Annotated in this window: 17 protein-coding genes and 4 pseudogenes; 12 read left to right on the top strand and 9 right to left on the bottom strand. The window is 37.3% G+C overall.

The genetic code is table 11. The annotated features are described in order from the left end of the window. Nucleotides 1–14: 14 nt before the first annotated feature. Nucleotides 15–137, bottom strand: a complete 123-nt coding sequence (locus VB733_RS20770) for a hypothetical protein (protein ID WP_323341960.1) — start codon at nucleotides 135–137, stop codon at nucleotides 15–17. 249 nt (nucleotides 138–386) lie between these two features. Between VB733_RS20770 and VB733_RS20765 the strand changes: the two are divergent. From VB733_RS20765 to VB733_RS20730, 8 genes and pseudogenes are all read left to right on the top strand, one after another. After that, a pseudogene (locus VB733_RS20765) lies at nucleotides 387–833 on the top strand (transposase); the annotation flags it as partial. 282 nt (nucleotides 834–1,115) lie between these two features. Then, nucleotides 1,116–1,328 (top strand): hypothetical protein, encoded by a 213-nt coding sequence (locus VB733_RS20760; RefSeq protein ID WP_323341959.1) that lies wholly within the window; start codon nucleotides 1,116–1,118, stop codon nucleotides 1,326–1,328. Continuing rightward, nucleotides 1,285–1,596: pseudogene (locus VB733_RS20755) on the top strand (IS4 family transposase); the annotation flags it as partial. The gene VB733_RS20760 and the pseudogene VB733_RS20755, both read left to right, overlap by 44 nt. A 47-nt stretch (nucleotides 1,597–1,643) precedes the next feature. Beyond that, nucleotides 1,644–2,531, top strand: a pseudogene (locus tag VB733_RS20750) (transposase); the annotation flags it as partial. Nucleotides 2,532–2,548: 17 nt separating this feature from the next. Continuing rightward, complete coding sequence (locus tag VB733_RS20745; protein WP_323341958.1) at nucleotides 2,549–2,821, top strand: FeoA family protein; 273 nt, start codon at nucleotides 2,549–2,551, stop codon at nucleotides 2,819–2,821. Further along, nucleotides 2,818–4,659, top strand: a complete 1,842-nt coding sequence (gene feoB, locus VB733_RS20740) for a ferrous iron transport protein B (protein WP_323341957.1) — start codon at nucleotides 2,818–2,820, stop codon at nucleotides 4,657–4,659. Before VB733_RS20745 ends, feoB begins: the two co-directional genes overlap by 4 nt. Before the next feature lie 192 nt (nucleotides 4,660–4,851). Then, nucleotides 4,852–5,766, top strand: coding sequence for an MbnP family copper-binding protein (locus VB733_RS20735; protein ID WP_323341956.1), 915 nt, complete (start codon nucleotides 4,852–4,854; stop codon nucleotides 5,764–5,766). Beyond that, entirely contained in the window at nucleotides 5,763–6,944 is a 1,182-nt protein-coding gene (locus tag VB733_RS20730; protein ID WP_323341955.1) for an MbnH family di-heme enzyme, read from the top strand. The genes VB733_RS20735 and VB733_RS20730 overlap by 4 nt, the downstream gene beginning before the upstream one ends. A 437-nt stretch (nucleotides 6,945–7,381) precedes the next feature. Here the strand turns inward: VB733_RS20730 and VB733_RS20725 are convergent, their stop codons facing one another. Beyond that, nucleotides 7,382–7,570, bottom strand: a complete 189-nt coding sequence (locus VB733_RS20725) for a hypothetical protein (RefSeq protein ID WP_323341954.1) — start codon at nucleotides 7,568–7,570, stop codon at nucleotides 7,382–7,384. Between the two features lie 295 nt (nucleotides 7,571–7,865). Between VB733_RS20725 and VB733_RS20720 the strand changes: the two genes are divergently transcribed. Further along, nucleotides 7,866–8,366, top strand: coding sequence for a DUF1648 domain-containing protein (locus VB733_RS20720; RefSeq protein WP_323341953.1), 501 nt, complete (start codon nucleotides 7,866–7,868; stop codon nucleotides 8,364–8,366). A 197-nt stretch (nucleotides 8,367–8,563) separates the two neighbouring features. Here the strand turns inward: VB733_RS20720 and VB733_RS20715 are convergent, their stop codons facing one another. The 5 genes from VB733_RS20715 to VB733_RS20695 all read right to left on the bottom strand — a co-directional run bounded on the left by VB733_RS20715 (nucleotide 8,564) and on the right by VB733_RS20695 (nucleotide 14,725). After that, nucleotides 8,564–9,817 (bottom strand): plasmid replication protein, CyRepA1 family, encoded by a 1,254-nt coding sequence (locus tag VB733_RS20715; protein WP_323341988.1) that lies wholly within the window; start codon nucleotides 9,815–9,817, stop codon nucleotides 8,564–8,566. A 52-nt stretch (nucleotides 9,818–9,869) separates the two neighbouring features. Further along, nucleotides 9,870–11,819 (bottom strand): DUF3732 domain-containing protein, encoded by a 1,950-nt coding sequence (locus tag VB733_RS20710; protein WP_323341952.1) that lies wholly within the window; start codon nucleotides 11,817–11,819, stop codon nucleotides 9,870–9,872. Nucleotides 11,820–11,830: 11 nt separating this feature from the next. Next, nucleotides 11,831–12,331, bottom strand: coding sequence for a three component ABC system middle component (locus VB733_RS20705; RefSeq protein ID WP_323341951.1), 501 nt, complete (start codon nucleotides 12,329–12,331; stop codon nucleotides 11,831–11,833). Between the two features lie 11 nt (nucleotides 12,332–12,342). Continuing rightward, nucleotides 12,343–13,530, bottom strand: coding sequence for an ABC-three component system protein (locus VB733_RS20700; RefSeq protein ID WP_323341950.1), 1,188 nt, complete (start codon nucleotides 13,528–13,530; stop codon nucleotides 12,343–12,345). A gap of 511 nt (nucleotides 13,531–14,041) precedes the next feature. Beyond that, complete coding sequence (locus VB733_RS20695) at nucleotides 14,042–14,725, bottom strand: hypothetical protein (RefSeq protein WP_323341949.1); 684 nt, start codon at nucleotides 14,723–14,725, stop codon at nucleotides 14,042–14,044. A 1,158-nt stretch (nucleotides 14,726–15,883) separates the two neighbouring features. On the opposite strand from VB733_RS20695, the gene VB733_RS20690 reads away from it, so the two are divergent. Both VB733_RS20690 and VB733_RS20685 read left to right on the top strand, forming a co-directional pair. Next, a complete protein-coding gene (locus tag VB733_RS20690) occupies nucleotides 15,884–16,564 on the top strand; it encodes a hypothetical protein (protein WP_323341948.1) in 681 nt (226 codons plus the stop codon). A gap of 121 nt (nucleotides 16,565–16,685) precedes the next feature. After that, nucleotides 16,686–16,910, top strand: a complete 225-nt coding sequence (locus tag VB733_RS20685; protein ID WP_323341947.1) for a hypothetical protein — start codon at nucleotides 16,686–16,688, stop codon at nucleotides 16,908–16,910. 203 nt (nucleotides 16,911–17,113) lie between these two features. On the opposite strand, the gene VB733_RS20680 is transcribed toward VB733_RS20685, so the two are convergent. Continuing rightward, nucleotides 17,114–17,515, bottom strand: a complete 402-nt coding sequence (locus tag VB733_RS20680) for a hypothetical protein (protein WP_323341946.1) — start codon at nucleotides 17,513–17,515, stop codon at nucleotides 17,114–17,116. A 1,061-nt stretch (nucleotides 17,516–18,576) separates the two neighbouring features. Between VB733_RS20680 and VB733_RS20675 the strand changes: the two are divergent. Further along, nucleotides 18,577–20,342, top strand: a pseudogene (locus VB733_RS20675) (IS1634 family transposase). Between the two features lie 303 nt (nucleotides 20,343–20,645). Here VB733_RS20675 and VB733_RS20670 read toward each other — a convergent pair. Continuing rightward, on the bottom strand, nucleotides 20,646–20,777 hold the full coding sequence (locus VB733_RS20670) for a hypothetical protein (RefSeq protein ID WP_323341945.1): 132 nt from the start codon (nucleotides 20,775–20,777) through the stop codon (nucleotides 20,646–20,648). Nucleotides 20,778–20,782 lie beyond the last annotated feature (5 nt).

Raw genomic sequence — 20,782 nt, 5'->3', positions numbered from 1 at the left:
GGTAAACCCTATTTTTATGGGATAAACCAACGGTTTGTTAACGCGATCGCTAATTGGACTGAACCGCGAATTACGACCCGTACAACGACGTTGGTTTTTATGCTTCCCAAACCCAAATTCTCAAAGCTGAAACCCATTTTGATTGGAACCAATAGATATACATCAGTATTCAGCCCTTACAAAAATTAATAGTTTTCTCTTGATAATTACTATAGTTTCTTCTTGATATTTTGGTAATTTTACCTATATAATTGAGAATATATTGCAAAACTATTAAGAAAAAATTCTGATTAAATTTAAATGCCTAAACTAACCCTCTTCTGTCACTTTCCGGGTATTCTGAATAAAAGAATAAAAAAAGAAAACCCTGAAAGGTAAGTGTGGCAATGGATGTAGAATTGCAAATTCTGAAACATTTAGCAAGAGATGCTCACCCAACAGTTGCCATCATAGATGAATATTGTGCAGAGTATAAAGACCTGTTTAAGGAAGTAAGAAATTATGAGTGCTTCAAATATTTACACATGGGGATAATATCAACTATAAAACGAAAATCGTTACCAGAAATAGCAAAGGTAGTGAGCATAAACTCAGCCCAATCATTACATCATTTTCTAGCTAATTCAGATTGGTCAGTAGATGAATTAAAACAACGAAGATTAAATAAACTCAAGCAAGTATTGAATGGTCAGGCGATTACAGTAGTAATAGATGAAACCGGAGATAGGAAAAAAGGTAAAAAGACTGATTATGTAGCTAGACAATATTTAGGAAGCGTAGGGAAGGTAGATAATGGAATAGTTTCAGTCAATGCTTATGGAGTTTATGCTAACACATCCGTGATAGGTTAAGATAAAACGTATTTTGTCAATCAGTTAAAATACTCAAAATAATTTAAACAATAATGATAATCTTGCGCGGGGGTGAGAGAAGGAGGCGAGCGACGCTCGCCTCCTTCTCTCATTGTTTGATTGTCATTATCAATAAAGTTTTGAATAGCCGAAATCTTCATTGAAAAACTATTGTAACGACTGAATACTTTAATCAAAATTGGGCAACATTATTCGGTAAATTCAATTATTAAACGCGTTCACAAAAAAGTTTGGTTTACCGCCATGCCCAAGCGACTAAAACACAACTCTGACCACACACAAAAACATCATACCCCTACTATAGATAATAAAGCCATTGCTGTACACTTAGAGGCTTTATTAACTCCGGCTATCTTTAATCAACAAAAATATTACAAGCAGTTAGGATTACGAGATAGAATTATCAATCTATCAACGTTTATTGGGATTATCTTATTTATGGACTGGTTCTATTAATGGCGTGAAGTTACAAGTTTGGGCTACTTGGTTATTTTATGCTGTTTTAATTGACTTGGCTGATGCTGTTGCTGATGAGTTATCTCTACCATTTGACCGCATTTCTTTAGAGATGATTTTTCGTGGTTTATATCATTTTAGTGTCGCTTATGACAAAGGTAAGGCGGATGACCCCGTTAAGTACTTTGCTGCTAGAGAAAATCAAGATTTAGGAATTGTCAAAGCCTTGCGAAAACCTGTCTCCAGGCTGGATTTATCCCATTTCCCTGCACCCTCTTGACAAATGTGCAATTATCTTAACCTCTCACGAATGATGCTAACATAACTTTTCCATTAATCTTCAAAGTATTTAAGCCAAAAGGAACACTAAAGGAGTCAGATAAATATAAAACTAAAATAGAGTTAGCATCAGAAATCATTACAGAGTTAATGGAATCAGGCTTCAATATTAAATTGGTATTGGCTGATAGTTTATATGGCGAGAGTAGCCAATTTATTAGAAAAATATCTGAATATAACTTAGGTTACGTGGTATCAATTAGAAGTAATCATGGAGTCTGGTTACCAGCAGGGCAAAGCGTTAGAGCGAATAAGTGGTGTAAATTTGAGAGAACATTTAGCAATCAAAAATCAGAGACTAGATACATTAGGGAAATAATTTATGGTAAAAAAAGAGCCATAACTTATTGGGAAATAACCACTGCTCCAGAAACCATGCCGGAAAATTCTACCTCCTTTGTGATGACGAATCTTCAAGGTAATTTGAAGAAGACTTTAGGTGATTTATATGGATTAAGAACCTGGGTTGAATATGGGTTTCGACAGTGTAAACAGGAACTAGGCTGGACAGATTACCGTTTCACTAATTTCCTACATATTGAGAGATGGTGGGAGATTATTTTTAGTGTTTATACAATGATTAGTTTAAATTCTCCAGTCTTCTTAGGCTTCAATCAAGCTCGTCAACTTCCGACTGAAGCACCAGACAATAGTGATATTGATTTTTCTAATCATCCACAATGGAATCATGAATCTGGATGGAAGAATACTTTAAATAATCTGCGTCTTATTATCCAACCACTTTTACTATTTTGGTTAATTTATCCCTGGTTAAGTATTTTCCCCAATTCAGATTTGTTACTGGGATTCAATCATCTAATTGCCGCAATGAATCAATTTAAACCTTGTTATGCTTCTGGATAATTTAGCTTCTTTACTACTTGCTTATTCCGGAAAGTGACAGAAGAGGGCTAATACTCACTTCTTTACAACCTGGAGACACTGCATTTGTTGCCCGGTTCTCGGCTGAAACTGGTTTAGAACAACGCTTGCAAGCTCTGGGTTTTCGGACAGGAAAATCAGTGCAGCTAATTCGCAAAGCTTGGTTTGGTGGTCCTTTACATGTACGGGTGGGAATGACAGAGGTAATGGTACGTCGTCGGGATGTGATCGCAATTCATTTAACCCAAGTTTCCCAGGAGACAAAATCATGACGAATTCTGACACTGGGATTGCGACGGAAGTCACAACAATTGCAGTTCTAGGAATGCCAAACACGGGCAAATCAACGTTTTTTAACCGCTTGACTGGTGCCAATGCCAGTGTCGGTAACTGGGCAGGAGTAACCGTAGATTTATTGAGTGCAAAAGTAAAAATTGGTGTTCAAGAAACCCAGGTAATAGACTTACCAGGAATTTATGATTTACGCGGTTTTTCAGAAGATGAGGAGGTGGTGCGGCAATTTTTGATGACCAATCCAATCAATTTAGTCATAATTATTCTCAATTCTAGTCAATTGGATAGACAAATAAGTCTAGCCTTACAGCTAAAAGATTTGCAATTACCAATGGTGCTGTTGTTAAATATGGCAGATGAAGCACCTAAGTTTGGTGTGAGTATCGACCATGAGAAAATAGCAAAGCATTTGGGTATACCAGTTGTTCCTATATGTGCAAAACATGGACAGGGTTGCAGTGAAGCCTACAAAATAATTGGGGATGAGTTGGCAAAGTCTCGTGCAGCAGTTTCTGTGGGGAATATAGAAGCATGTTTAGCACCAGAAAACGAGATAGCTTCCCAGATGGGAGCTTTATTGCAAGATGCAGTGAGGGTTCCCAGTCAAATGGGGCAAAATCTGACAACTCGTTTGGATCGGATACTCCTGCATCCAGTGTTGGGTTTGCCGATATTTTTCGGTGCAATGTATTTAATGTTCCATTTTATCTATACATTAGGTACACCTTTGCAGGAAAATTTGGGCAATCTGCTGACTTGGTTTAAGGAAATTGCTTTGCAACCCCTATTGGGTGGTTTGCTAAGTTTGGGAGTCTGGGGTAAATTTTTCCATGATTTCTTAATCGATGGCATGTATGAGGGTGTAGGGACGGTAGCTGCATTTATCCCGGTAATTTTCCTCTTTTTCATCTGCATGGCAATAGTCGAGGATAGTGGTTATTTATCACGCTCGGCTTATTTGATGGATGCATTCATGGAAAAGCTGGGATTGGATGGACGCTCGTTTGTCATGGCTTTGATGGGTTTTGGTTGCAACGTCCCAGCGATAATGGGTTTACGGGTAATGCGATCGCCTGGTTTGCGAATGCTGTCTATGTTGGTGATTCCCTTTTCCCTATGCTCGGCAAGGTTGAATGTATTTATCTTTATGACCACAGCTTTGTTTGCAACCAAGCAAGCACCTTTAGTTCTATTTAGTCTGTATTTGCTTAGTTTTGTGGCGGCAATTTTGACCGCAGCTTTATTTAAGGGTAAATTTCCCAGCAAGGAACCACTAATTTTAGAACTACCACCTTACCGTTTTCCCACCTTCAAGCAGATGATGTTACGCTCATGGCGGGAAGTGAGACACTTCTTGGTTTGGTCGCGGCGATTTATTATTTTTGGAGTGGTGGCAATTTGGTTTTGCAATAACTTCCCCACAAATGTAGCACCTGCCAGTGCTGGGACACTTTCTGGGATGATTGGTCAATTCACATCTCCGATTTTTGCACCCATTGGTATTAATCCCCAGTTAACTGTATCGTTGCTATTTGGATTTATTGCTAAGGAGATTGTGTTAGGTGGGTTAGCAGTAATTTATGCTACTAGCGAAGATGGTTTAGGAAAAGCGATCGCGCAACAAATTGATTGGGTACAAGCTTATAGTTTTATGCTGTTTACTTTGTTGTATGTAACCTGTTTATCTACGGTTGCGGTGATTAAATCTGAATCCAAAAGTGCTAAATTTGCCATGTTTTCTGTCGCATGGTCAGTAGGTTTAGCTTGGGTAGCTAGTTTTCTATTTTACCAAGGTGCAAGGTTATTGGGATTTTGATGGTGATTGTTGTCGGTAGAGCGAGGAACTGATCATAAGTTTTTTTAGCCTGTTATTACTGGTCTTTGCAGATCAACTTAGACAAGTTGTCTTTTGACAAAAAATTGTGATTTTGGTAAGCAATATTAATCAGCTATTAACTTATGTAGCAATCAGTTGATTATTCAATATTCGATAACAAAAATAAAACCTATGCGATCGAAAATCCAATCTGCGACTTCAGTCTTAATATTTTTTGTGGCATTTTCACTCTGGCATCACTATACTTCTCACAAAGTCAATGCCGCTTCCACTCAAGAAGTGACAATTAAATTTGCGGCGAAAGTTGGGGATCAACCCTTTAATTGTGGTAGCAATTACAAATTAGGAAAACCAGCAACAACTGTTACACCTTTAGATTTTCGCTTTTATATTTCCGATATTCACTTAATCGACAATAAGAATAAATCTATTCCCCTGTCCCTGAATCAAGATGGTAAATGGCAATATCAAAACGTTGCTTTAATCGATTTTGAAAATAAAACAGGAGCTTGTGCGAATGGCACAGTGGAAACCCGCAATATAGTTGTTGGTAAAATTCCCCAAGGTCAATATAAAGCCATCAAATTTACTCTAGGTCTACCAGAAAATCTTAACCATGAAGACTCTACCCTTGCTCCTTCACCTTTAAACTTAACTTCGCTATGGTGGAATTGGCAATTTGGATACAAGTTTGCTCGCATCGATTTCGCACGTTTAACTAAGAGTCAACCAACAGACACACACCAACATAAACATGGTGAAAAAGAAGCAGTTAATGCCTTTTTCATTCATTTAGGTAGCACAGGTTGTCAAGCGGAAACTGCTAGCCAAAAACCAACTACCAAATGTACTAATCCTAATACAGCAATCATTAACCTAGCTAACTTTGAGCCAAGTAAGAATACCATTGTTATTGATATTGCTAAACTAGTAGGGGACACGAACTTAACCCGCAATCAGGAAAATACGGCTCCAGGCTGTATGTCAGAACCTAACGATAAAGATTGTACGGGGATTATGGCAGGTTTTGGTATCCCTTTTGGTGGTCAAACATCCGTAAAACAAACTTTTTTTAGTGTGAAATGAAGCAGATTATTTTGCAATGGAAACGCTGTTTGTTATTATCTACTTTTTTTGCGTTCACATTCAGTTTATCCGTTGGTTTAAGTCAAGTTTTATCAGCACCAAATACCGGTAATACCTATGTTTGGGATATTCCAGCTTGGATGCCAAAGCCAATCATCCCAGCTGATAACCCAATGACACCAGAAAAAGTAAAACTAGGTCGTCATTTATTTTACGAAAAACGACTTTCTATTAATAATAAATTTTCTTGCGCTTCCTGTCACATTCAAGCACTAGCATTTACAGATGGGAAACCTCTTGCAGTTGGTGCGACTGGAGAACAGCATCCCCGAAACTCAATGAGTCTTGCGAATATCGCATACAACTCCGTTTTGACTTGGGCACATCCAGGGATGAAAAAACTTGAAGCACAAGCGTTAATACCCCTATTTGGTGAAATTCCTGTCGAGATGGGTTTATCAGGCAAGGAACAAGAAATATTAAAAATGTTGCGGGAAGATAAAAATTATCAACAATTATTTGCCGATGCGTTTGGTCGAGGTGATAATAATATTAATCTCAAGAATCTTACTCAAGCATTGGCATCATTTCAACGCAGTTTAATTTCAGTTAATTCATCTTACGATAAATATCGGTATGGTAATGACAAAAATGCAATTTCTGCTTCTGCAAAACGAGGAGAAGCACTATTTAATAGTGAACGTTTAGAATGTTTTCACTGTCATGGAGGCTTGAATTTTAGCGATTCAGTCAAACATGAGCGTTTGGCTTTTGAAGAAATAGCTTTTCATAATACAGGACTATATAATTTGGATGGAAAAGGTGCATATCCAGGTAATAATACGGGGATATACGAAATTACCAAAAAACCAGATGATATGGGCAAATTTAAAGCACCAACTTTAAGAAATATTGATTTAACTGCACCTTATATGCACGATGGCAGTATTGCTACTTTAGAAGAAGTTATTGACCATTATGCAGCAGGTGGTAGAACTATTACTAATGGTAAATTTTCTGGAGTAGGAAGTCAAAATCCTCTTAAGAGTAATTTTGTTTCTGGATTTAAATTAAGTCCTCAAGAAAAGCAGGATTTAATCGAGTTTTTAAAAAGTTTGACGGATGAGGAGTTTGTAAAAAAATCAGCATTTAGTGACCCAAATATTGCCATAAATTAACTCTGGAGCGACAGAATAAAGGGTTTAAAAAATAGCACCGTACGGTACAGTGATTGTAATATGGTGCTAAATGTGACAAGTAATGTTGGATTGGTGGAAAAAAAATTTTGCGAGTTGTGAATTGGGCGATCGGTCAAAATTGCATGACCTTTGTGAGGGCTGGTTGCTGGCAACAGAGACTTAACGGGAAAAGTCAGATTGGGTCAAATCGGCATTACTTGGAAATGTTCACAATTACGACAAGCGATCGCTTTTTATCCTGCTTTTTTCTGTTATTTATGCAACTAAAAATATAAAAAACAAGTATTTATTCTGATGAAAATTCGATTTTTATTTTCATCTTGAGTATAAAATATTTTTTTATTTACGTAAGCGAGGCTAAGAAAATGTGATATCTGTGGTGATTATGGGAGTTTTGATGTGCAGTGCGATCGCGTTTATTTTTGACATAAATTTTCCCACTGAATAATGCGATCGCCATCAGCCCATATTTGTAACAGTCCTGATGGTAAATTTTTCGTGTGCGATCGTACTTGCACTACATCCTTCCAATTTGGTTTCCCCGATACAATTTCTGCCTCCCATACTTTGAGTACAGTTAATTTGAACGCAGAAGCAACTGCCAAGGGTGTTTGGGGATTTAATGCAGCTTTAGTTGTTTTGCCTTCCCTGACTAAACACTAACCTTACCGGGTAAAGTCTTAAATTGAGTAATTGCTTTTTCTAAACTAGCAACTTTGGCTTGAGGTGACTGGAACAACAACCCGGAAATTTGTCCTTTGGGATTGAGAACTATTTTAGCTAGAACTTGAGTTGGCTGACACCAAAAATTCTCTCACGATAATGATTAGTTAGCGATTGAAAGATAATCATTTGAAATCATTTGAAGTGGAAAAAGTAAGCTGACACAATGGAGTTATAATGAGTCATCAAAGACCTGTTCTTCTAATTCCCCAGTATCGGGAAGCACGGATGCTCAATTGGATTGCGATCGCCGGAATAGTTGGATTATTTGGCATTGCCATTCATGCTTGGTTTGCATTGCCAGAGACCATACCTACCCACTTTGGATTTTATGGAAGAGCCAACGGCTGGGGTAGTAAGAATATTCTGTGGCTGTTCCCAATATTGAGTTTGTGGATTTATGGGCTGTTAACATTACTCAATCGCTATCCTCACATATTTAATTATCCAGTGCAGATTACTGAAGAAAATGCACTGCGGCAATATCAAATAGCTTGCTCAATGCTAAATTGGTTAAAAACCGAAATGATTTGGTTATTTGCTTACACTGAATGGCAAATTTTTGACTTAGCAACTAGAGAAAACCCTAGCATTGGAATCTGGTTCCTTCCAGTCTCTTTGATTGTTATCTTTGGGACGGTTGCATATTGGTTAAGACAATCTTTTCTTGCTCGTTAATAAATGTTACAGTTCGCAACCAAGTATCTGTCGAGGGAATCCATCTTCATCGTTGGGGTGTGATACTCCCGTAGGAAGTGGCTGCCGTCATCGCAATTTCTCCATCAACCAAAATACTCAACCCACCTCTTGGATTATTTTGGGAAATGACATGTAAATCGTGTCCAACTTAATAGTTCATAAATACTATTTTATTACTAGTGGACACCAACAACACTTCGAGAAGCCTCAGTGACCACACGATTTTGCCATTGCTTATAAACCACATCCCGCCCATCTTTCGGCTCAATAAACTGGTACACCCGTTCTCGCTCTCCCCTTGCTCCAAATCGCCCCACGTAGGTTAAGCTCAATCCTAATTTACTGAGTAGAGTTTGAGCGATCGCAACCTCACTCATCCTTTCAGAAACCGAAACCCCCAGATAATTCCGAATAATCTGCCGATACTGCACAGCTTTACTCTTCAACTCCCGCAATTCATCATCGGAACCACGAAACATTACCCCAGACGTGAGAAAATAGCGGATATTCAAATCTTCCAGAAGCAAAACCAAGGGCAATAACTGCCCACGGTTAAAATCAGGCTTCCAAATGGTATTCTCTCCCACTTCCATTTGAGCCTTTGCCCGGTTGCGATCGCGCTCTAAAATCTGCTCCCGTCCAACGGTGAGAAAATAATGCAGCCGTAACTGTGGATACCAGCCATCATCGTCCCTCTCAACAAGCGTAGGTGTCACCTCAACCCCGTAACGCTCTTTCAATAAAGCTTTCCGCTCCTGGTGTCGCTCGGTTTTAGTTTTGGCTTTTTTATCCTGCAACTTCTTGAACTCAGAATCAGAGATTGTTTCGGATTGTGCGATCGCCCCACATTCCTCCAAATACAATTCCTTGGAAGCAGCTTTGACGGAATCATAAACCCCACAACATTCTTCGTCTGGAATTTTATCCGCATCAATAATTTGATAACCATCTTCCTCCAAACCCTGCAACACAAATTCCCGATAACACCGCATCTGAGCATTAATCACACAAGCCCGTTTCGCCCAAGTTTGTAAGGATTCGGGTTGAAAATTCTCGTCGATGCTGTAATCCGCATTGTCAGCCTGGGACAGCAAGGTAATATTTGCTTTTGCTGCTGCATGTTGACTGGCTAAAAGCACACCGACCGATGTGGAACCATTGCCAACCAAACCGATGCCACTACTTCTTACCCAAATATGGCGATCGACTGTCTCCCGTAATCTTGCTAACATCTGTCGCACGGAATTCGCCGACTGTACACCCTGGAAAATCCCCCATACTGCTGAAAAGTGACCTTTGATGTCGATTGATACTCCAGTTTCTAGGCTTGGTGATGCAATCACAAGGTCATATTTGGTGAGGACTTCATTAAGATGGGCAATGCAACCAAAAGCTTCGTGAGATGGATCGGAAACAGATTCGCTATCGATTCGTAAAATTCTTGAATATTAGGAATTTCTTGCAAAATGGCTGCTTATTGACTTAAGATATCCAACTTTCAGGTACTAAAGCCCTACCATCAATCCAAGGTTCCTCTACCAACGCATTTTGAAATTTATCATTATTGCTAAGGTTTGCATGTTCTGTAACAATTATTTGGAGGTTAGGAGATAATTCTTCACATATATCAAACAAAAAGTTAAACATTCGCTCTACAGCTTCCATATCAGCACTCATGTTCATGCTGTCGTCTGATAAATTTTTTTGTAAATTAAAATATGCTTCTTCCGAGGGAAAGTAAATTTGGGTAGGTTGATCCAAAATTAAAAAGTGTGGCACTGGGCGATCGCGTTCAACGAAATGTTTGTGTAAAGCCAGAAGTGCAATTAAGTGACAACCAAGCCAATTTTCTCCTCCTCCCATCCTTCTCATAGGAATTGGTCGTTCAGGTCTATCTGCAATTACAGTTAATTTATTTAAATCTAATCGATAGGGAGAGTCTCTGTGCTCAAGTTGTAGCAGTTTTGCCCATTCAGTCATCTGCAATCCAAGCCGATTTAGGATAGAGTCTAAATTAGCCTTTATTTCTCCGATGTCTAATTCCTTCTCATAGCTAGAAATTAGTTTTTTTAATTTCTCAATATCTAAACGTATTTGAGAATTTTCATCTGTTAATTCAACTGTTTCAAGATATAGGCTGATGCGACCAACTATATGGGCAACATGAGCATTGCTATCACGAGTTTGCTGGGCTGCTTCTTGTTCAGATATTGCAGCTTTCATTGCTGATTGTGTTTCTTGAATTTTTTGTCTTAGCTCTTCACGCTCTTCTTTAAGTTGTGCAATATGTTCAAGCAATCTTGGCTGGGTAACTTCTACATTTGTCAGATTACGTTGTAAATCTACTAAGGATTCTCTCATTGCGGACAAACTGGGAATAGTTTCTGGTAGCGTCGAGTTACAAAAAGGACACTGATGTGGAGAGTTCTGTTCCGTTTTAAACAAGTTTATTGAATCTAGCCTTAATAATTGTTGATTAGCTTCTTGAGAAAATCCTGTTCCTTTTTTTAGAAAAGTTTCTGCCGAAACTATTTTCTCATGTATCTGTTTAAATGCACTTTGCGTCTCTTCAAGTTCAGCTTGCAATTGTGGAAAATTGTCATTTCCAATAAGCACAATTTCGTTTGTTTTCCAGTCTAATGTAGATTTTAACTTATCAAAAATGTCAGTTATATCTTTAGCAATAAAATTAGAATCGACTAAACCTACTTGTTGAGCTTCAATTAGCAAATTTTGACCCATAACAGCTTTTCTCTGAGTGAAAAATTCTACTTCTTTGAGGCTATTGTGGGCTTGTGCTAACTTTTTGCGAGCCTGAGTAAGTTCTTTTTGCAATTTTAGTCTATCTTCTTGAATTGCACCTAAAAAATATGGAAGTGTGTCCTTAATAGTTTGTGGAATATATGGTTCTTCCTGACGATTAAATAAAATATTCTGATTCGCAACTGTTCCTTGCTTTTGAAATATATAATAGCAAGTGTGTTTTACTGTGGCTTCAAACTGTTTTCTTGACGCTCCATCTTCAACTATAGTTTCGTTAGGAGAAATTCCAATCAAGTCAGATAGAAAACTGACAATTGCTTCATCGTTTGAATTAGGTTCTAATTGAGATAATTCAGGGGGATTAATATTATTACCATAGTCATAGTAAACTTGATTCTGTGAAGCGTTATTCCCCGAAGGCTTTGGTTTTGCAATCAAAACTTGCATATCTTGGGTTTGAAAAATAACTGCATACCAAGCAACTATATTTTGTATCACCCCATCAGGAACTGTAAAATCTGTACGACCAAGACAATAATCTATTATTTCCAAGAGAGCCGATTTCCCTCTACTTGATTCGCCTGTAATGATATTAACTTGTCCTAATTTGAAATTTATTGTGCGCTTATCTCCGGAGGAATTATATAGAATTATGGACTTGATTTGCATACAAACTCGTTTTACGGACAAATGCCCCACATAATATAGATTGTTGATACTTCCCCCGCTTGAGCAAACCAACGACCAATAAACTCAGCTTTTTTAAAGCAAATAGCTGGTTCCGTACCCTCAGACCATGATACAGCCGAAATATTTTTCAATTGACTCTTGGACGATGTGAATTTCCCATCATCACCGAAACCAATGATACCAGTTTGCATTCCAAAAGCTAAGGCTTCTTTTGTATGAGGGACTAAATTACTTGTGCGATCGCTAAATTTAACACGTACTTCAGGTTTATTTTGCAGCCAAATATGTAATTTAGTTCGTGTCGTCCTGGGTAGTAAGTTTCGCGTAGACTGATGAAGAACGAGCGGTAAAACAAGAAAAATCAGAGGATACGGCATACCCTGCTTCTTTTCTTTCTGATAGCCTTTGATGGCATTGTAAAGTAGAATCGAGCAGAAAGCAGGATTAAAAAGGTTGGCGTATTCAACTGGACGTTCTTGCCAAGACAGCACAATCTTCTCTCCTACGTTGTTGCTAATAACTGGCTTAGTCTCTCCACAAATTTTGGATGCCAGTGTACACGGGGTGGGTTTTGGTCAGCTAAAATGTGGTAGCTTCCACGCATGACGTATGCTTCTGTTACTTGAGAACGAATGCGAATGTCAGCATTTTGCTCCATCCAGTTAAATACCTTTCTACCAACTTTTTTGCATTCGTCCTCATCATCACTCTTTGGCATCTCATCTTGGAGTGCAAGCATATAACGCTCCCACTCATCTATTAATCTTTTTTCATATTGTTCAATTTCGCCTCCAAACAGTAGTTCTTCCCGTGCCCATCGAGAGCGTTGTTCAAATGCCCTATAATAATCTAAGATAGCTTTTTCAATACGCTTATTTTGAACAGCAATTTCTTTTAACTGAGCCACAAAATGTCTATTATCTTGTGAAATTTCCGGTTGATTGGGAATTTCTAAATCGAAAAAGTCAATAGGTAAAGCATCTGGTTTAAATTGGTCATTAATTTCGCAAATTTTATCGCGTACTTCAAAACCCGATATAAAGTTGACAGAATTATCACGAAGGTGCTTGACAACTTTCGCAAACCACCAACCTTCTAATCGTTCATAAACAGCATCTCGATGTTCTCTTCTGACCGCTATTAACTTTTCTTTAATTTTTGGAATTATATCAATAATATCTGGAGAGCTATCAATAATTTGAATAGAATCAATTAGTTGTTTTTGTTGTATGGAATTTAAAGCTTTAAAGGCTTCAAATGATTTAGTTAGACTTTTGCTGTCAGATTTATTGACAACTTCGAGAAGCTTTTGCCAAGCACGTTTAGAGTCTCTAGCTTTAACAGGACGCAATAAAAATGCAGCAGAATTTGCAGAAGCCTCAGCAGTAGTGACTAGAGTTAGCAAGGTATCAGGTAAAGAAATTTTGTTTTCTTGTAGCTGGGTACTCCAGACACGAATTGTTTTCCAGAGGTCGCTACTACTGTCTGTCAAGGAAGCTTGAGTATTTGTATGGTGCTTCAGTTGCAATAGTTCTAGGGGATTATTCTCATCCTCAAAAAAAGTAATATCATCTAAGCTTTCAACTGCAAGCTCTAGCTCTTCTTTATTTGTTAAAACTAAATACAGGGCATAGCGTGCTTGGTAAAGATACCCAAGCGCTTGTGAACCTGCTGAAAACCCTGTACTCATATTTCCCTACTCACCTCGACTAAGTTAGTTTACTAGCCAAGCCAATTTTTTATCTACCCGCAAAGTTGCACGCGAAAGCTGTAAAGTACGCAAGCCTAAATTTAAGCCCCTAGTATACCTCCTAATCAATCGTGAGCTTTTACAAATCATGGTCGCATACTCAAAAAAGTTACGCCACCAATCTTTAAGATTTGATAATCTACTGATATTTTCTGCTCAAAATTAACCGATGGAAACACTCCCAAGACTTATTTAACATTTATTTTATAGTATTTGAGTACCATCAAGACGTTGCTATGCATAATTGCATAACTATAATATTGGAGCTTTTGTCCGGTCGCGATCGCACTTACAAATAAAAACTCATTGCACCACATTCTTGTGTTCACGAAGTGACTGCGAAGCAGTATCGCCCCATTTGCCAAAATACTCAACCCTCCCTGGATAACAATTTGGGGAATAACTTGTGGTTTGTGTCCCAATCATATAGTTCATAAATACTATTTTATTGCTAGTGGACACCAACAACACTTCGAGAAGCCTCAGTCACCACATGATTTTGCCATCGCGAATAAACCACATCTCGCCTATCTTTCGGTTCGATAAACTGATACACCCGCTCTCGCTCTCCCCTCACTCCAAATCGACCAACGTAGGTTAAAGTCAACCCTAATTTACTCAACAGGGTTTGGATAATCGCGATCGCACTCATCCTCTCAGAAACTGAAACCCCCAAATAATTGCGAATAATATGCCGATGCTGCACTGCTTTACCCTTCAACTCCTGCAACTCGACATCGGAACCACGAAACATCACCCCAGGCGTGAGAAAATGACGGATATTTAAGTCTTCCAGCAGCAAAACCATCGGTGATAATTGCCCACGGTTAAAATCAGGTTTCCAAATGGCATTATCCCCAACTTCGATTTGAGTTTTTGCTCTCTTTGCATCGCGCTCCATAAGCTGTTCCCGTCCGACGGTCAGAAAATAGTGCAGCCGCAACTGTGGATACCACCCACTATCATCCTTCTCAACAAGTGTTGGTGTCACCTCAACCCCATACCGCTCCTTCAAAAAAGCTTTCCGTTCCTGATATCGCTCAGTTTTAGTTTTGGCTTTTTTGTCCTGCAACTTCTTAAATTCTGTGTCGGAGATGGTTTCGGATTGTGCGATCGCGATCAATGCAAATATCAATTCGTTTGTTTGGTGTGGCGAAATGTTTCAAATCTGGGATGAGGAAGGGTTTCCCAATAGTGTTTCCGGATGTTATCTCTATCACTCAAGCTATTGATTTACTACCTGAAATATCAGGATATCTCCTTTATAGTTTAAATGTTAAATATGATTATTCGCTCTTTTCGCGATCGCCTGAATTCATTTGCTTTCAAAATATAGGAAAAAAACGCATATCATCCCGCAGTGATGCAACGCCGATTTTTTAGGTATATTTGTAATTCTACTCAGCCGAATCAAAATAATGTCACAATTTCCACCATCACACCTGCATAATTCCACATTATATTTCCAGATTAACGTAATAGCGGAGTTAATTTTTTAACATTAACTCTGCCTGTCGAACAAAAGCCCGATTGCTAGGGTGACTGAGTTCGTCGGCTGAATATAATCCCAGATTCGTTTAAGTAGAGGTAATCAATTACCGATAATTAAATGTTTCTGGGTTTTCTCATGTTTGCTGGTTTGCATCAATATTTATTGGTAAACATAATTTTAAAAAAGTTGCTGCCTTCAATTTTTAATGCATAAAGTCTCGAATCCGCTCCAGATAATTAGAGAAACTAAAATGAAAACTTTCACAATGCGATCGCACATTGAATTTCAGTGTGTAGAAATTTTGTTTGACCCAGAAGATTAATTATTGAAGCTTTCTTGAGTATTATGAATAGCAACGAACGAGATTCATTAAACAACCTTTTTGTCAACATTAGATTTTATATTGATTGGCTGTATAGTGACTTTCTGCGAAAAGTTTTAGAGTATAAGCAAGTTAGTATTATAACTCTTTATGACTTACTTCAAGAACAAGAATATATTATTGAGTTAGAATCGCTAAGACGCTATTTCAATTCAAATCAACGCAGTAGTCGTTTTCCTCCGAAAGATTTTGTGCGAGCATTTTGTTGCTGTCTCGAACTCACTTGCGAACAAGAGGAAATATTGTTGGTTCTGTGGGTAAGAATGAAAGTTATTAGGAAGTTTGAAAGAAAGTTCAAAGCAGGAAAGTTGAAAATATATAAGATTCCATCCAGAAAAGCTATATTTTTGGATTTTGAAATTGAGGGAGGTCTCTGTACTGTAGTAATTAAGTCAATTATCAAATCAATAGGAGCTACAATGCTTATAACTTACGAACCAACTGTTTTTGATCGCTTGCATAAATTTTCTGATGCAAAACATTCTCTCGCAAATCATAAAGATGTATTGGGAGAACTTGGAGCGGTAATCTGCAAATATGGATTGCAACAAAAACTAGGATTGACGTTATTACATAAACACTTTGATTTGTCGCCTCACGAACGTCTAATAGAAAGTGTAGGAGATGATAAAGTTTATATCAATCCTGTAGCTAAAGTTAATGAACGAGAAATTATTCCATATCTATGGAAGCTTAGTAGTGGAATTAATGGTGAAAATTGTACCCAGAATCTATCTTGGTTTCCCCTAGAGTTTCAGTACAAATCGGTAGCTCAATCTGATGATATTAATGCTGTCGAATCACTTGCAGCTAATTCTAATTTTCTCAAAGAGATTGCTATTAAGTTACAGGATTTTGGTGTTGAAAATGTGTTTGGTCTTAGCATTCTTCATCGAGAAGCGATCGCGATCGCAGAAGGAGAGATTTTGGTTGAGACGACTGACCATGAAAAGCGCTGTTTTACACTTGCTGCGGTTAATAGTAGTGAAGTCTGCAAGCAAGAACTGACCGAAACATTATGGTATTTCACAACCGAGGAAAATTTAGGTATTGCGAGTCAATGCAATAGTCACTGTATTCAGCACTGTTTTGGACACTAATCAATTCCGTCGATTCGCTCCAAAAGATTTCGTCGTCTTCAAACCAAACTTCATACAGGAGCTTATTTATGCTCAAAAACATTCTCAACCGCTTCGTTTGCTTTTCCTTAATTGTCAGTGTTTGTTTAATTTTGCGTTCCCAGCACTTGCCGATCCCAAGCAAGAATTTGTTGATGGTGCTGCCAATGGTGCGGGAAATGTTGTAGGTGGAATTACAACATCTACTGCTATTTGTATTGCCGAAGGTGTTATTCAAGAAATCATTTTGCCTGGTACTATTCCCGCTTGTATTGCTGCGGTTCCCTGGTTTGCTCGCAAATGGGTAGAGTTTGTTGCTGCTAAATAACAAGATTGCACCAAATGTTTATCTTTCTTGGTACAAGTTAGCGGCAGAACCAAAGTTAATACTGAGTAAGTTATTGTAAACTATGCACGCTGAATTTGGACAAGCCGTGCGTAGTTTACTACCACATGAATGATTATAAAGAAATTATTTTGTTGATAGCAAAGCCTTATTGCGAGTAATAAGACTTCACTTCGCAGCATATTTCAACCGGGTGTATTTTCGCGATTATGAGGTTGATATTGAGGATATGTCTGAAAACTGACTTCTTTGCAATCTTTCAATCCTGTCTGCTCTAAATCTCTAAATTTATTATCCAATCCTTCATGGCTTGCAATAGTTTCTAAGTCAATTATCCGCTCCTGTAATTGTTTAATTTCTAAACTTAAAACATTCATAGACTTGCCATAGAAAAACCATATCGAAGCAGTTCCCAGAGCAAGAGCAATTAAAACAAAGAAAGGCAGCGAAATTCCCATATCACTGAGAGCAATGATTGGTACGCAGGCAAAGAATAAAGGTACAGATAATCCCCACATCCAAATTGTTGCCTTGACGCGAATATCTTTTTCCTTGCCATCTAAAATCACTCGATCGCTATTCATCATTTTTACCTCACTTAATTTCTTAAACAAATGTTGCCTGAATTAGTACAGAAAGAATAAACAAACCTACTATTAATAAAGTTAGCCACATCAATAACTTAAATATCCATTTAATCAAACTCCAAATAAAGCCTTTTATTTGCCAGACAATAATTGCGAAAATCATCCAACCAATAATCACTAATGGATCATTATAGTGGATATAATAACTATTAAAGTAATTATTGATTAACTCGCAAGTGTTAAAAAACCCGACTTGAGTGCAATCCATAAAATGATTTACCAAATACTTGACAGTAAAAAATATCGAGGGATGTATAAATAACAAAATTAAAGCAATTTTTGGCAGATTAATTATACACAAATACAAATATGTGTTTTTGTAATCTTATGCTTCCGTCATCTCTCGATAATTATTGATTAGGGCTAATAAAGACAACAAATATTTTTTAGCCCTAAAACAAATCAGCTACTCATAGAAGTTGAATTTAGGACTACATTCGTTTTTTATACCTAATTGCGGTCCGCATCTAAGAAGAGTAAACTCGCTCGGAGGCGGATTTTGTGAACAGCCCGTGAGAACTGTTCCGCTAAAAAATAACAACATAATTAAAAAAACAGAAAACAACTGCTTCAAGAATTTATTTGAAGCTTCATGCTTCCAATTTTCAACCCAATCGACAAATGTTTGGAAAGACTGCATCATTCATCTCCTTATTGTTGCTCTAATACCGCAGACTCGCTGCAAACGAAACTTTTGCTCGTTCAGTATTTATTTCTGGATAGGACAATGCAGATTATGCAGGTGGAATTATGAAGTTTCTTAAAGTTTGTACGCGATCGCTCTTTCAATATCTAACCAAGCTTATCGATATCGTTGTATCCCACATTCCGCACCCTAAAGTGTCATATACTCTTTGGCAGTATTTTGGCGAATAAGATGAGTATCAATAGAGTCAACAGTCTACGTAGATAGACAGAAAAAGTTATTGTCAGTTGTAGTGATTAAGCACTGTTTGATGAAAAACTAGAAATAGTTGTAGAGAAAGTAGCTTTTATTTGTGATGAAATCTGGTTCAAATATCTACGTTGAAAACATAGATCATCTAGGTTTAGTAGCAGGAATAATAGATGAAATAGGTATAGTAGAGCAAATAAATGAATTATTAGGACAGCATCCCCAGGAGAAAGTAAGCGCAGGACATGCAGTCAAAGCGATGATATTAAATGGGCTAGGATTTGTATCAGGAGCGCTGTATATGTTCTCAAAGTACATGACAGGGAAAGCCTGCGAGCATTTAATAGGAGAAGGGATAAAAGCAGAATATCTGAATGATGACAAACTAGGTAGAGTAATGGATCAATTATATTTAAAAGGATTGAACCAAATATTTACGATAGTGGCATTAGCAGCAGTAAAAAAATATAGTGTATCGCTGACAAGGGGAGCACCTAGATTCAAGTTCATTTCATGTACACGGAGAACATAAAACAAATCTAACAGAAGTAATTTTTCAGGAAGAGGAAAAAGATGAGTTGACTGTTGAAAAAATAAGTGAAACAAAATCAAGACAGCCAATCAATATAACTTATGGCTATTCAAGGGATCATAGACCTGACTTAAAACAATTTATCTTAGATTTAATATGTAGTGGAGACGGAGACATACCAATATTTCTAAAAACAGCATCAGGAAATGAAGTAGATTCAAGTGTATTTGCGAAAATCATCGTCGAATTTCGTCAACAAGTAGATATAGATAGTTTAATGGTAGGAGATTGTGCATTATATAGTGCTGCGAATATAGCATTAATGAAAAATATAAAATGGCTAAGTCGTGTACCATTGACATTAATTAGAAAAAGCGAAAAATTTAGTATCACAATTAGAAGAAGCAGAATTTACGAAGAGTGAAATCGAAGGTTATTCATATGTGGAAAGGAAGAGCAATTATGGGGGTGTAGAGCAACGTTGGTTAATTGTAGAAAGTAAAGCTCGTACAGCGCTTTTGAGGTACGTGAAGTACACAAATTATGGGGATGGCTTTTGTGCTTGGAATTTAGATTAAGCACTGTACCTCATAAACATCGAATCTGCTGTAAGATATCGGAACAGAGAAAAATAGAAAAGAAACTTGAGAAAACATCAAAAAATGTACAAACAAAGCTGAAAAATTTATGTGCAGAAGAATTTGGTTGTCGTCAAGATGCAATGAAAGCAGCAGCAGAGTTATCTAAAAAAATGAAATATCACAACCTGATGGAGATAAAAGTTTTTAAACAGCCACAAAAAATCAGAATAAACAATTGAAAATAAAACAATGCTATAAAATCCAAGCTCGAATAGAAAAAGACATGAATGTAATAGAAGGAGAATGGAAGAGTGCAGGAAGATTTATTATCGCAACAAACCTATTATCTTCCAAGGAATTAAGTCATGACGAGATGATTTCCAAATATAAAGACCAACAATCATGCGAGAGAGGGTTCGGTTTTTTAAAAGACCCGTTATTTTTTTTGCGGATAGCATTTTTCTCAAATGTCCAGAGAGAATTGAATCATTGGCAATGATAATGGGGTTATGCTTGTTAGTTTATACTCTTGCACAAAGAAAATTCCGTCAAGCTTTATCGTTATCAAAGTCGGCGATTAAAAACCAATTAGGTAAACTGACAGTTCGTCCAACTTTACGGTGGATATTTCAATGTTTTCAATCAATTCATTTACTAATTATTAATGGAGTGAAGCAAATATCTAATATTACTGATGAAAGATTATGGATATTAAGGTTTTTTCCTGATGCATGTCGTCGTTACTATTTAATTGAATAAATTCCAGTTCAAATAATTACGAATTAGATTTGAAAATCATGAGTAAAATGGGGCTATCAAACATCAACCTCTGGTAGTTCTAATTGATTATTGTTTCGTTCTTAATGATAAGTTATTAATTGCAAAAATGCTAACTATTAGACCTTAATTCAACATAATTATGCCTCTCAATAGTCAATACCTATCAAAAAAATCCCTCCTATTTCATAATGTGCCAGTTAAGGTGCGGAATGTGGGTTGTATATACTTTATTTCTCAGTAGAGATAAGTTGAAGAAATTATATAAACGTTAGGTATAGCTAGCTATTCGGATAATACTGGTGATAATTCCTCTATTTGCAATCTTTGCCATGCACCCAAAAAAGCTTGCTCTAGGTATTCTTGCTCTTGGGACAGCCCTTTCCACCGCTTTTGCGTTAAATTCCCTAATACCATTTTTT

The sequence above is a fragment of the Calothrix sp. UHCC 0171 genome (genome assembly GCF_034931845.1).
Classification (GTDB): Bacteria; Cyanobacteriota; Cyanobacteriia; order Cyanobacteriales; family Nostocaceae; genus Brunnivagina.
The sequence above is the reverse complement of the archived record's forward strand: the minus strand, read 5'-3'. Positions and strand labels throughout refer to the sequence as shown.

Coding starts and splice junctions, on each gene's coding strand:
- VB733_RS20680 (WP_323341946.1), bottom strand. CDS start 17,515: ATGATGAATAGCGATCGAGTGATTTTAGATGGCAAGGAAAAAGATATT.
- VB733_RS20700 (WP_323341950.1), bottom strand. CDS start 13,530: ATGAGTACAGGGTTTTCAGCAGGTTCACAAGCGCTTGGGTATCTTTAC.
- VB733_RS20670 (WP_323341945.1), bottom strand. CDS start 20,777: ATGGTATTAGGGAATTTAACGCAAAAGCGGTGGAAAGGGCTGTCCCAA.
- VB733_RS20770 (WP_323341960.1), bottom strand. CDS start 137: ATGGGTTTCAGCTTTGAGAATTTGGGTTTGGGAAGCATAAAAACCAAC.
- VB733_RS20760 (WP_323341959.1), top strand. CDS start 1,116: ATGCCCAAGCGACTAAAACACAACTCTGACCACACACAAAAACATCAT.
- VB733_RS20735 (WP_323341956.1), top strand. CDS start 4,852: ATGCGATCGAAAATCCAATCTGCGACTTCAGTCTTAATATTTTTTGTG.
- VB733_RS20690 (WP_323341948.1), top strand. CDS start 15,884: ATGCTTATAACTTACGAACCAACTGTTTTTGATCGCTTGCATAAATTT.
- VB733_RS20730 (WP_323341955.1), top strand. CDS start 5,763: ATGAAGCAGATTATTTTGCAATGGAAACGCTGTTTGTTATTATCTACT.
- feoB (WP_323341957.1), top strand. CDS start 2,818: ATGACGAATTCTGACACTGGGATTGCGACGGAAGTCACAACAATTGCA.
- VB733_RS20720 (WP_323341953.1), top strand. CDS start 7,866: ATGAGTCATCAAAGACCTGTTCTTCTAATTCCCCAGTATCGGGAAGCA.
- VB733_RS20710 (WP_323341952.1), bottom strand. CDS start 11,819: ATGCAAATCAAGTCCATAATTCTATATAATTCCTCCGGAGATAAGCGC.